Genomic DNA, 13853 nt, shown 5'->3' with positions numbered 1-13853 from the left:
GATAACAATTGTAATAAATTTCGCAGAATATTATTGGAATGTGTTTCAACTATTTTATCCAAATTGTCTGTATTCATCCATTTTGGGACTTATTGTATGATAAAGTCATACTATATAAATGTAGGTTTAATTCTACAGATTACCAAACAGGGCTCGTATCTTTTTTGAGATAGTTGTGGTGTGAATATTTCTGCGGTTTACTTGTTGAGTCGGATTTGTGATCAGGTTCTTTGCTTTTAAATGAATTTCTAATCCGCCTAAAATTTGTGATTTTTTCAGATTTTAACCAAACTTAATCGTTACTCAGAAAGAATACGATACAACTCAAGGTTTAAATAGTAGTGATGACCGTCAATTTCTCTTTTTTCAAGCACTTGCATATCACACAATTTATTTAGATAATCTTTTGCAGTGTTTTCGGCATAAATTCCTGCATTAACAAGGTGTTTTACTTTGGTAAAAGGTTGAGTAAATAAGAATTCTACTAAACTTTCGGGGTTTCGAAATTTTCTATCATCTTTTTTTACGTATTCCAGAATTGAATCTTTGGTAGAAACAATATCGTTGATTTTGTGGAAGGTCATATTTGAGGTATTTTCAATGGCTCTTAGCATAAATAGTAACCAATCCTTCCAATTACCTCTTTGCGATACACCCATTAACCCAGAGTAATAATCATCCTTGTGGTCCAAAATGTATCTACTAAGGAATAGTATCGGAACATCCAGTAATCCTTTATTTGTTAAATAGTGGATGTTGAATATACGTCCTGTTCTGCCATTTCCATCACGGAATGGGTGAATGGCCTCAAACTGAAAATGAGCAATAGCCATTTTTAGTAAATGATCCAATTTATATTGCTCATCGTCATTTAGGAACGTTATTAAGTTGTCTAATTTATCCTGAATTATGGGCAAACCTCTTGGCGGAGTATAGATAACTTGTCCTGCTTTTGAGCCAGAGCCACTCTGCTTTATAGTTGTATTCGAAAAATCAGGACGAATGCCATCAGTTGTTTGCTTTATTTCATGAAATACCTGAATAAAGTAGTTTTGATCAAACTTTTTGGTTTTTTGTAAATAGTTGTGACCCGACCAAAGTGCTTCTCTGTATCTTAGAACTTCCTTGGACGATCCGTTTGGCTCTTTGTTTTGATCGCTATATGCCTTGTATAGCTCATCATCCGTTGTGAATATATTCTCAATAGCACTTGAACTCTTTGCTTCCTGTAAACTTATTGAATTAATTAATAACCCCTGATTTGGAATCACCACGCTACGACCATGAAGCCTTGCCAAGGCTGCTTTTGCATCTCCAAGTTTCTCCAATATTTCTATTGTTTGGTAGAGTTCCTTTCTAATTGGCAATGGAGGAAGATCGTTCCAAGGAACATTTCTGTCGGGGTTGATAGGATATAATATTTCTGGCATCAAATAATCCGATATTTAATGTTTGTTTAAATTCTGACATCAAAAGTACTTAAAACTTCACTACCAAACATTAAAAAAGCAAAAAATTAATGTTTGCTATTGAATTTGACATTAAAATTTGGGACAAATATAACACAGACATTAAAAAACCATTATTTTAATGTCTGGCTGTGGTTTTGACATTAAAAGGGTAGAAATCCCATGAAGAAACGGATCTACAAATTGGTATTTTGTTTTATAAGGATTACAAATCTGAAGTGACGATGGATTTCTATAATCTATTTCTTTTTTTTTCGTTCATAAACCTTTTTCCCTGATTTACTATAATGATATTTTCCACCACGTGGACCAGTATAAATTGGCTGTCCTTTAGATGTTGTTTCTGTTGAAGTTTGTTGTTGTGTTGTAGCTTGCTGTTGTTTATTATTATCTTTTTCAATCTGAGTTGTTTGTGGATTACACTTGCTACATGGAGAATAACTATCTTTAACCTCCGATAATTTTTTGGGTATTCCTCCTCCTTTTAAATAAAAACAATTGGCTGAATGATATTTTTTCCCTGTTTTGGTAATATAAACAGGGATATCTTCAGAATTATTTTTTGTCACCTTTTGTTGAGCGAAAAGGAATAGAGGGAGAAAAGTCCCAACTAGAAATAGCAACACAAATTTTTTCATATTGCTTAGTTATTATTTTCGTTTAAAACTTCGTTTTCCTTTGTTTTATCACCCATAAACCACGCCGCAACAAATCCGGTAAATGTTCCAAAAAGCCCAACTCCTGTAACCATTAGAAAAGCAGCAATTACTCTACCTTCTGTTGTTACTGGATATTTATCGCCATACCCAACTGTTGTTATTGTTACAAATGCCCACCAAATGGCATCTTCTGCTGTTTTAATATTTGAATTAACGTCGACTTCAACTTGTAAAATCGAAATTGAACCGAATATTATCATTAGAACAGCAATAAGGGAAACTGTTGCAAAAGTTCCCTGAGTTCTGTTTTTAAATAAATGTTTTGTTAAATACTTTACTGATCGAAATGCTCTCATGACCCTCAATAATCTGAACAGCCTTATTAATCTACCATACCGTAAAAATTCGAATGATGGTAAACTTGATATTAAATCTATCCAACCCCATTTAATAAATTCTTTTTTCGAGGGTGCTTTAATAAATCTATAGAAAAAATCGAACAAGAAGAAGACACAGATAATGTTATCTATTAAGTAGAGTAATTTAGAAACTTCGGGAGATAGTCTAAAATAGCTGTCAATTAAAAGTGCAACGAGGACATACATTGAAAGAATAACAATAACGATATCAAAGAATGTTAATCCTTTCTGAGATTTTTCTTCATTCATGAAAACCTAATTTATCGTAGTTTCTAATAACCAATGGATAAAAGAATCACATGTGAATTTAAAAATAAATATTGATATTCAATGCAATAAACACACTCTTTATATTCAGTCACAAAAATTTATAAATAAAAAACAAACTCATATCCATCTGTAAATCTAATTATTGAGAGGGTGCTTCTTGTAAAACTTTTATCCGGCAATAGTTTTTTATATCTTTGGTTGATTTTATTTTAGAATTTATGGATGATCAAAAGTATTTTATACAGAGTAATCCGATTGGAACGGGACAAGTTTTTATCGACTCGATTACTGGACTTACCTTTGGTATTAGGCATATCAGCTATGATAGGTTAGCATCGGGAAGTATTACTCTGCCAAAGGCTTCATCGGTTGATATAAATAATGTGAGCCCGGGTCAAAAATGGACATTCACTTTCGATGGAAAAGAGTTTGAACTGATTTTACTAGAGTTAAACTATTTACAGGACACCTATAAGGTACAATTAGCCGAAAAATAATTTGTAAGCATCGATTTTAAGGGTGAATACTAGATTTCGGGTCTCTTTTTCAGCTCTTCCAAAGTTAAAATCTTGCTAAACTCACATTCGGGTAAAACAATATATTCATAACGCTGGTTTCGAAGTTGAGGTTCATACCCCGCATCTACAATTGCTTTTTGGATGCCGTATGAATCCATCCTATTATTTGCTCCTGCGGAGGAGACAACATTTTCCTCTATCATTATAGAACCAAAATCGTTAGCACCAGCATGTAAGCATATTTGTGCAGTATCTTTGCCCACTGTTAGCCATGATGCTTGTATATGCTTAATATTATTTAGCATTATCCTGCTAATGGCAATGGTTCGTATGTACTCCTCGGGGGTTACCATACTTTTTATTCCAAGTTCTTCAAGTTTAGTACCCTTGTCCTGAAAGGTCCAAACAATAAAATTTAAAAACCCTGTTGCTTTTTTTGGTTTACTTGCTTGAAGATCACGAATTTTAATCAAGTGCTCAATACGTTCCTCCATGGTTTCGTAATGACCAATCATCATTGTTGCGGAAGTAACCAGATTTAGGGCGTGTGCTTCTGCCATCACATCAAGCCAAGCCTGAGAGTTGGGTTTCCCTGGGGATATATATTTTCTAACTCTATCAACAAGAATTTCAGCACCAGCACCGGGGAGGCTATCAAGTCCTGCGTCAATTAAATCAACAAGAACATCTCTATAAGATTTCTTTTCAACCTTTGCCAAAAAAGCAACCTCAGGAGGGCCAAGCGCATGTAGTTTGATATTTGGGAATAAACCCTTAATTTCCCTAAATAGTGAGGTATAGAAGTTTAACCCTAATTTTGGATGCAAGCCACCCTGAAGCAATAATTGATCGCCTCCATAACGCTGAAGTTCTTCAATTTTTATTTTGTATTCTGCAACGGAGGTGATAAAAGCACCATCATCGGCAAGATTACAATGAAAATTACAAAACTTACACCCGGATACGCAAACATTTGTAATGTTTACATTTCTATCTATTTGCCATGTAACTAAATTGTTTGGAACATGCATCTTTCTTAGCTCGGAACCTAAAAATATTAGTTCGCTGGTTGGAGCATTTAGGTAAAGGAAAACGCCCTCCTCCTTTGATAGAGGAATAAGATCAAGTGCTTTATCGTATAGCTGTTTCAGTTCCATTCAATTTGATTAAGAAGCTATAAAAGTACTAAAATTTAAGTTTTGCAATTAAAATTAATTTTAAAGAGAATAAACAGTAATTCATTCAATGAATTTAAGGGTTTACTCTTGTTGCTTATGAAAAACCAAAAAACACATAAACTACTATTATACTAACTCTTTGAACCTTGCTGTTTTTTTATACTTTTGTACGATAAACCTTATAAATAAAAAAAGGTTGAATATGAGCGAAGAAAAAATTAGAGTTGGAATTACACAGGGTGATATCAACGGGATAGGATATGAGGTGATAATAAAAACTTTTTCCGATCCAAGGGTTGGTGAATTCTGTATTCCAATCATATATGGTTCCCCTAAAGTTGCTGCCTATCATAGGAAAGCACTAAATGTTGAGAATTTCAGTTTCAATCAAATTAAGGATGCAAGCGAAGCCAATCCCAAACGTGCAAATATTGTCAACTGCATGGACGAAAATGTTCGTGTTGAGCTTGGCAAATCCACGGAGTACGGTGGAATGGGATCTTTGCAAGCCTTAAAAGCAGCAATTGTTGATATAAAAGCCCAAAAAATAGATGTTCTTCTTACTGCACCTATCAATAAGCATAATATTCAAGGGCAAGATTTTCATTTTCCAGGTCATACAGAATTTCTTGCTAACAGTTTCGATTGCAACGAGGTATTGATGCTTATGGTAAGCGAAGTTATGAAGGTTGGCGTTGTTACTGGACATGTTCCAATTTCTCAGGTTCCATCCTTGGTAACAAAAGAATCGATACTCTCCAAACTGCGTATTCTAAATCGATCATTGATTCAGGATTTTGCCATTCGCAGACCAAGGATTGCAGTATTAGGGCTAAACCCACATGCTGGTGATTTGGGTGTTATTGGGGCAGAGGAGCAACAAATTATTATCCCAGCCATAAACGAGGCTAATAACGAGGGCATTGTAGCACTTGGTCCATATCCAGCAGATGGTTTCTTTGGATCCGAGAACTTTGTTAAGTTTGATGCAATACTGGCAATGTACCACGATCAAGGACTTGCTCCATTTAAAACTGTAAACTTCGATACAGGTGTTAACTATACAGCTGGATTACCTATTATTAGGACTTCTCCTGCACACGGAACTGCCTATGAAATTGCAGGGAAAGGAGAAGCCTCTCCAAACTCATTCAGGCAGGCTTTATACCTTGCAGTAGACCTTTTCAAAAATCGCCAAATACACAAAGAATTAACCACCAATCCTTTACGACATGTTGACCCTGAAGCGATTTAGGATATATTATTGATAATAATTTTTGGAATATGTTTGAATATATCAAGGGTTCAATAGCAGATTTAACACCAACTTATGTTATTGTTGATTGTGGTGGCCTCGGTTACTACGTTAATATCTCGCTACAAACATATAGCAGTATTGAAGGGAAAAAGGATACTTTGGTCTACCTCCATCAGGTTATAAGGGAGGATGCACACCTTCTCTTTGGTTTTGCCAGTAAAGAAGAAAGGGATTTATTCAGGCTTTTAATTAGCGTTTCTGGGGTTGGAGCCAATACAGCGCGGGTTATCCTTTCATCCATGTCAGCCATAGAAATACAAAAGGTGATTATGCAAGCTGATGTTAATGCACTAAAGCAAATAAAAGGGATTGGTTTAAAAACAGCTCAGCGTATAGTTGTTGATTTAAAGGATAAGGTATCTGGTAAAGATTTAGAATCTGCCCAATTATTTACATCTATAAACAATACAACCCGACAAGAAGCGTTATCTGCTTTAGTTATGCTTGGTTTCAATAAAGCAGCAGCAGAAAAGGTTCTTGATCAATTGCTTAAAGTTGAGAGTAACCAAAGCGTAGAAGGATTAATTAAATTGGCACTTAAACAATTGTAGAATAGCAAGAGAAACTAGAGTTTGAAGTATTCATATAAATATCAGATAGCAGGATTTCTAATTGCTGCCTTTGTTGGTTTTGCTGAAACATCAAAGGCAAATTCGTTTATAGTTAATTCCTATTATAAGGGTAAATCGGAAAAAACTTTACTAACAGAAGAAAGTACATTTCTCCAAACCGACACACTTAAACTCCCATACCCTCTTAAACCAGATGATCCTTTTGCCTCTGAAAATAAAAAACGATCATCTTTCAATTTAGAATCACCATCGAATATAACCATCACGGTTGACTATGATCCTGTTACAAAACAGTATACAATTTACGAAAAGGTAGGAAAGTATAATATTAAACCTCCCCGGGTAATGACAGAGGAGGAGTATCGAGGTTATCGATTTGAGAATTCTTTACGAGAGTACTGGAGGAAGCAAAGTTCTGGACAATCTGCAGGTTTAGGCTCTATGTTGCTATCCCACATAAAATTGGGAGGAGAGACATTCGATAGAGTTTTTGGAAGTAATACCATTGAGATTATTCCACAAGGAAATGCGGAGTTGAGTTTTGGAATAAATAGTTCAACAACAAATAGCCCATTTCTTCCGCTTGATCAGCGCAGGAGCACAACTTTCGATTTTAAATCGAAGATTCAGATGAATGTTGATGGAAAGATAGGTCAAAAGCTTAAAATGAATGTTCAGTATAATACCGAGGCAACTTTTGATTTTGAAAACAACGTTAAGGTTGAATACAATGGGTTTGAGGATGAAATAATTCAGAAGATCGAAGCAGGTAATGTTTCGTTACCACTACCCGGAACTCTTATAACAGGGAGTCAGAGTTTGTTCGGCTTTAAAACACAGCTAAAGTTTGGAAAGTTGAATATTACAACCGTTTTCTCCAAGCAGAACGGACAAACTCAGGTCATTGAAGTCAAAGGAGGCGCACAAACTAAGGATTTTTCTATTAGTGCCGATGAATACGAGGCTAACCGACACTTTTTTCTTTCACAGTATTTTAGAGACAATTACAATACCACGCTTCGAAATCTACCAATAATTAATACTGGAGTAAACATCACCAAAATAGAGGTTTGGGTTACTAACAAACAGGCAAACTATGAAAATTCAAGAGATATTGTTGCTTTTATCGATTTAGCGGAATCAACTAAAAACATCTATTCAAAAACGAATTTTTCACAAACAGGTTCAGGCTTGTACCCAGATAATCAGTTAAATAATCTTTTTAGCTTGATGACCTCTGCTTATGATGTTAGGGATATTGCTGGTGTAAATCAAAACCTATCGCCACTTGAAGGATCCGGATTTAGCGAAGGTCAAGACTATGAAAAAATAGAAAATGCACGCAAACTTCAACCCAATGAATATACGTTTAACCCCAAAATGGGTTATGTATCGCTAAATAACTCGTTACTTACAGATGAGGTTTTGGCTGTTGCATACGAGTACACAGTTGGGGGGCAAAATTTTAAAGTAGGAGAATTGTCAACAGATGGAATTGCTGCTCCCAAAGCATTAATTCTGAAACTTCTTAAGGGTAAAAACCTAACTCCGAAAACGCCCACATGGAAACTGATGATGAAGAATATTTACTCACTTGGGGCTTATCAGGTTAGTAAAGATGAGTTTAGACTAGATATTCTTTATCAGAATGATGCTGCTGGGACAGCCTTAAACTATATTAACGAAGGAGGAATTAAAAATATTCCACTTATTAAGGTTTTAAATTTAGATAACCTTAACAGTCAGAATAATACCACCCCTGATGGTGTTTTCGATTTTATTGACGGTGTAACAATTAATGCTACAACAGGCAAGGTAATTTTCCCTGTACTCGAGCCCTTTGGAAAAGATCTTAGTGATCAAATCAAAAATTCTGGAGTATCTGATAAATATGTTTATCAAGAGTTATACGACTCAACACTTACAAGGGCCAGACAAGTTGCTAATAAGAATAAGTTTAAGCTAGTTGGAACATACCAGTCCTCAATGGGATCAGAAATATCGCTGAACGCTGCGAATATTCCTAAAGGCTCTGTTGTTGTTACAGCTGCTGGGGCAAAACTATTGGAGGGAACTGATTATACAGTAGACTACAATCTAGGTACATTAAAAATTATTAAACCCGGTTTAATAGAATCGGGAACTGCAATTAAAGTTTCGCTTGAGAATAATGCTCTATTTAACTTTCAAACCAAAACTCTTGTTGGCACACACTTAGATTATCAGGTATCTGACAAATTTAATATAGGTGCTACGGCACTAAATCTAACCGAAAGACCCCTTACTCAGAAGGTCAATTTTGGGAATGAGGCGGTTTCCAATACAATATGGGGTTTAAACACCTCATTTCAAACGGAATCTAGTTTCTTGACCAAGATGGTAGATTTCTTACCCTTTATTCAAACAAAAGAGAAATCAACCATAACATTCGATGCCGAATTTGCTCAATTTGTTCCTGGTTATGCCAAAGCAATTGGCAAAAACGGAACAGTTTATCTCGATGATTTTGAGGGAAGTTCAACGCCAATTGATTTACAAAGCCCATACTATTGGAAGTTGGCAAGTACACCTTTAAAGCAAAGTGACATTTTCTCGGAGGGAAATGATTTAAGATATGGTTTTAAAAGGGCTCAAATTGCATGGTACTCCATAGATCCATCTCTACCCCGAAACATTAATTCTTCTGTAAGATTTACCGATAAACAAAGGAGTAGTCATTGGGTTAGGGAGGTTTATGAGAATGAGCTGTTTCCGTATAAAAAAACACCTCAAGGACAACCTACAAATCTACCAATACTAAATTTAGCATTTTATCCGAACGAAAGAGGGCCCTACAACTTTGATCCAATTCTTGATCCTAATGGATTTCTGCCCAACCCAGAGACACGATGGGGTGGGATTATGCGTCCAATTAGTTCATCAGATTTTGAGTCTCAAAATATTGAGTATATCGAATTTTGGTTGATGGATCCATTTGTATACGATTCTACCAAGGCAGGAGGTGATCTATTTTTCAACTTAGGGAATATCTCTGAGGATATTCTTCGCGATGGTCAAAAAACATTTGAAGGAGGCTTGCCAGCCACGGGAGATCTTAAAAATACGGGTACTACAAATTGGGGACGCTACCCTAAAATTAAATCTATACCCAATGTATTTGTTCCGAATGATGGTCAAAAGTATCAGGATATTGGGCTTGATGGTCTTAGCTCAAAGTACAATTTAACGGGTGGTGGTGAAAATGATGAACAAACATTTTTTGTTGACTATTTGAACCAAATTAGAGGTTTTACAAATGCTGATGCATTTAGTGAAATATATAATGACCCATCGAATGATGATTATAAGTATTTTTTAGATCCCGATTATTCTACCCGAGGAGCTGGAATCCTTGATCGGTATAAAAAGTACAACAACATGGAAGGCAACTCCCCTACTAACGATCAAAACAGTGGAACAGCGGGTACTCAGGAGCCAGACGGGGAAGATATTAATAGAGATCAGACCATGAGCGATAATGAAGCTTATTTTCAGTATCGTGTTTCGTTACGCCCCGAGGATATGCAGGTTGGGAATAATTTTATAACCAACAAAGTAACAACGTTTACTAAAATGCCTGCATACACACAAAAGCAAAAGGTTGCTTGGTATCAATTTAAGGTTCCAATTATGGAATATGAGCGGGTTGTTGGGCCAATACAGGACTTTAAAATGATAAGTTTTGCTAGAATGTTTTTAAAAGGTTTCAATGATACTTTAATTCTCAGATTTGCTAAACTTCAACTAGTAAGGGGGGAGTGGAGAAGGTATGGTCTCTCGTTAATTGAGGGGCAGGAGGGTGTTCCAGGGATGGATCTTCCATCAGGAAGTTTTGAAATATCTTCTGTGAATCTGGAGGACAACAGTTCAAGAACCCCAGTTAACTATGTTCTTCCTCCTGGGTTAAGCAGAGCAATTGATCCTAGTTTAAACGAAGTTATTGAGCAAAACGAGCAATCGATGGAGTATAAGATTACTAACCTAGCAGAGGGTGATGCTCGTGCGGGTTTCAAAAATCTTAACCTTGACATTCGCCAATACCATAGGCTGATGATGGATGTTCATGCCGAGGCAATACCCGGATATACTCTAAATGATAATGATCTTACTATCTTCATACGCATGGGATCGGATTATACAAACAATTATTATGAGTATGAAGTACCCCTCAAGGTAACCCCGCCGCGCAGTAATTACAACAATAATAGTGAAGCAGATAGAATTAAAGTTTGGCCACGTGAGAATCTTCTTGATATTAACCTTGAAACCTTAACTGATACGAAACTTGCCCGGAATGACGCCATGCATAAACTTGGTTCTGTTATTACCACAAGCACAATTTATGTAAAAATGGATGGTAACCGTAAAATCAAGGTTACTGGTAATCCGAACCTTAGCAATGTTAAAGTATTGATGATAGGTATTCGTAACCCTGGCCGTTCAAGCGATCCAACTAGCGATGGACTTTCCAAATCAGCAATTATTTGGGTTGATGAGCTTCGATTATCAAATACAGACGATAAAGCAGGCTGGGCTGCAAATGCACGGATGTCGGCAAAGTTAGCAGATCTGGGTATGATTACAATTGCAGGAACTACAATTAAACCAGGTTTTGGATCAATAGAATCAAAGGTGAGCAATAGAAGTACAAACGATTTCTACCAATACGATTTAAGCGCAACCCTTGAGATGGGTAAATTCTTTCCTTCAACTTCTGGTATTAGAATTCCACTATACGTTGGTTATAGTGAGTCTTTCTCAAACCCAGAGTATAACCCATTAGATCCCGATATTCCTCTAAAAACGGCATTAGATAAGGCTTCTACAAAATCTGAGCGAAACGAAATTAAAAAACTAGCTCAGGACTATATGCGAAGGAAAAGTTTTAACCTAACCAATGTTAAGATTGATAAAATGGATGGAAAGCCATGGCTTTTCTCACCCTCAAACTTTTCGGTTAGTTATTCTTTCAGCGAGCAATTCTCAAGAAATATTAAAACAGATCATAGAATTCAGAGAAATATTAGGGGTGCATTTACCTATAACTATGGTACAAAACCGAGGCCTATTACCCCCTTTAAAAATGTGAACTGGTTAAATTCAAAATATTTACGACTAATAAAGGATTTTAACTTTAATTTAATACCCTCTCAGTTCTCTTTCCGTACAGATCTGAATAGGAATTACTATGAGCAGCAGTTGCGCAATATCAGCAATCCCAATATTATTCTACTGCCGACCTACTCAAAGGATTTTCTTTGGAATAGAGTTTATACGCTTAACTGGGATTTAGCCCAATCAATTAAGTTTGATTTCAACGCAAACAACGTTGCTCAAATTGATGAACCCGGTGGAATTGTAGATCGTCGGTATCGAGATTCATACGAGCATTGGAAGGATTCGGTTTGGCATAATATCTTAAACTTTGGACGAACTACAGACTACAATCATCAATTTAATGTTACCTATACTTTGCCTATTAACAAAATCCCTCTCCTCGATTGGACTTCTATATCAACAAGATATTCTGGAAACTATAAATGGACCGCAGGACCAATACTCCCCGATACTTCTCGTTTTGATCCGGGCAATACGATCCAAAACTCAAACACTATTCAAGCTACAGGTCAACTGAATATGTTGGGGTTATATAATAAGGTAGGGTATTTAAAACGAATAAACCAGAAATTTGACCAAATGGCCAAAGGTGGATCGAAGCAACAACAGAAGATGAAAACTTTAAAGTATGAAGAAAAGGATGTGCGATTGAGAGCTAATGTTACAAAATCGATTCTTCATCGACTAAAAACCGAGAATGTTACAGTAAAAGTTTTCACTGAAAAAGGAGCAGAAATAAAAGTTACTACAGAAATAAGAAGTGACGAACGTATTACCATAAAAGCCGATAAAGAGTACGAAAAACTTAAGGTTGTGGTTGAGGGTAAGATACCTGAAAAGCCTAATCCTCTTAAATTTATTGCAGAAGGAACCTTGAGAGTTCTTATGGGCATAAAAGTTATCTCTATAGCATATTCGGAGAATAATGGAACTATGCTACCGGGCTACAAACCGACCACTCGATACCTTGGTATGAATGATATAAATGGGGTAACAGCCCCAGGTTTTGAGTTTATATCTGGCTGGCAGGATCCCGAGTTTGCTTGGAAGGCGATACAAAATGGGTGGCTAAGCAAGGATACAACATTAAGTAATCCAGTACTTTTCACGCGTAGCGAGAACCTAAACTTTCGAACAACCTTTGAACCAATACCAAGTTTTAGGGTAGAATTAAGTGCCATCAGAACTTATTCTAGCAATCATAGTATATACTATCATGCCGATGCTAACGGTGACTTTAACCCTCGTAATCCATTAACCACGGGTAATTTTAGCATGAGCGTTATTAGTATAGGTACTGCTTTTAAATCGCCGAATAGTGTTTTCGACAAGTTCAGAAATAATCGACTTGAAATCGCAGAACAATTAGCTACTTATAGGGAAAATGTATCTACTATGAATTACCAACGAGGTACAGGTGAATTTCCAGTTGGATATAGTAATTTATCACAAGAGGTACTTATTCCATCTTTTCTTGCTACTTACACAAGTTATGCAAAAAAGAAAGCCCCGTATGATGATTTTCCAAAAATACCTTTCCCTAATTGGCAAATAACCTATGATGGATTGGCTAAACTTCAGCCGTTTAAAAAATTTTTGCGTACATTTTCGCTAACACATGGGTATAGATCTGTTTATACTATTGGTGCTTACACTTCAAACCTAAAGTATAATGACGCACTGGATGATGGGTTGACAACAGTGACAAATGCAATAAATGATTTTATCTCAAAAAGGGAAATTTCCAATGTATCCATAACCGAAACCTTTACACCTTTAATTGGGTTAGATATGACTTGGATTAACAACCTCACTGGTCGATTCGAGATTAAATCTGGGCGTTCACTATCAATGAGTTTTGCAAATAATCAGCTTACAGAAATTGATACTTGGGAATATGTCATAGGCTCAGGTTATCGGTTCGAAAATCTACCTTTAATTTTTAGCACAGAGAAGGGCAAGGAAAAAACTTTGAAGAGCGACCTTCGTCTCAGAGTCGATTTTTCATTAAGAAAAAATGAGACGATACTTCATAAGTTGGTTGAAGAAATTAATCAAACAACATCAGGTCAAAGGGCAGTATCTATTAAAGCATCAGCTGATTATGTAATAAGTAATCAGGTAACTATCAGGGCTTTCTTCGATTGGGCAAAGAACACACCACTTGTTTCAGGATCATCTTACCCAATGGTAAATACGAGTTTTGGCTTTAGCGTTCGTTTTACTATGATTCAATAATTGTGCTGTTTTATTAATCGGATTTTGAGGTTTTTACCTCGAAAAGTTTAATCAT

The 13853-nt window shown here is 36.0% G+C and carries 8 protein-coding genes; 4 read left to right on the top strand and 4 right to left on the bottom strand.

Annotated features, from left to right (window positions below; genetic code table 11):
- Positions 1–299: 299 nt before the first annotated feature.
- The 3 genes from HOO91_13275 to HOO91_13265 all read right to left on the bottom strand — a co-directional run bounded on the left by HOO91_13275 (position 300) and on the right by HOO91_13265 (position 2796).
- Complete coding sequence (locus HOO91_13275) at positions 300–1430, bottom strand: Fic family protein (protein NOU18522.1); 1131 nt, start codon at positions 1428–1430, stop codon at positions 300–302.
- A gap of 278 nt (positions 1431–1708) precedes the next feature.
- Positions 1709–2107, bottom strand: coding sequence for a hypothetical protein (locus HOO91_13270; GenBank protein ID NOU18521.1), 399 nt, complete (start codon positions 2105–2107; stop codon positions 1709–1711).
- Positions 2108–2112: 5 nt separating this feature from the next.
- Positions 2113–2796: a potassium channel family protein gene (locus HOO91_13265; protein ID NOU18520.1), complete on the bottom strand. Its 684-nt coding sequence runs from the start codon at positions 2794–2796 to the stop codon at positions 2113–2115.
- A 239-nt stretch (positions 2797–3035) separates the two neighbouring features.
- Between HOO91_13265 and HOO91_13260 the strand changes: the two genes are divergently transcribed.
- On the top strand, positions 3036–3314 hold the full coding sequence (locus HOO91_13260; GenBank protein NOU18519.1) for a hypothetical protein: 279 nt from the start codon (positions 3036–3038) through the stop codon (positions 3312–3314).
- A gap of 29 nt (positions 3315–3343) precedes the next feature.
- Here the strand turns inward: HOO91_13260 and HOO91_13255 are convergent, their stop codons facing one another.
- The gene (locus HOO91_13255) at positions 3344–4492 is read right to left on the bottom strand and encodes a CofH family radical SAM protein (protein ID NOU18518.1); all 1149 of its coding nucleotides are present in this window, start codon (positions 4490–4492) and stop codon (positions 3344–3346) included.
- A 223-nt stretch (positions 4493–4715) separates the two neighbouring features.
- Between HOO91_13255 and pdxA the strand changes: the two genes are divergently transcribed.
- Genes pdxA through sprA form a run of 3 tightly spaced genes read left to right on the top strand, consistent with a single transcriptional unit; the run spans position 4716 to position 13798 of the window.
- Positions 4716–5768: a 4-hydroxythreonine-4-phosphate dehydrogenase PdxA gene (pdxA, locus tag HOO91_13250; GenBank protein ID NOU18517.1), complete on the top strand. Its 1053-nt coding sequence runs from the start codon at positions 4716–4718 to the stop codon at positions 5766–5768.
- Positions 5769–5797: 29 nt separating this feature from the next.
- Entirely contained in the window at positions 5798–6382 is a 585-nt protein-coding gene (gene ruvA / locus HOO91_13245) for a Holliday junction branch migration protein RuvA (GenBank protein ID NOU18516.1), read from the top strand.
- 21 nt (positions 6383–6403) lie between these two features.
- The gene (gene sprA, locus HOO91_13240; protein NOU18515.1) at positions 6404–13798 is read left to right on the top strand and encodes a cell surface protein SprA; all 7395 of its coding nucleotides are present in this window, start codon (positions 6404–6406) and stop codon (positions 13796–13798) included.
- Positions 13799–13853 lie beyond the last annotated feature (55 nt).

This window comes from Bacteroidales bacterium (assembly GCA_013141385.1).
GTDB lineage: Bacteria > Bacteroidota > Bacteroidia > Bacteroidales > Tenuifilaceae > UBA8529.
Note: the sequence above shows the minus strand (reverse complement) of the source record. Positions and strands in the feature narration are given on the sequence as shown.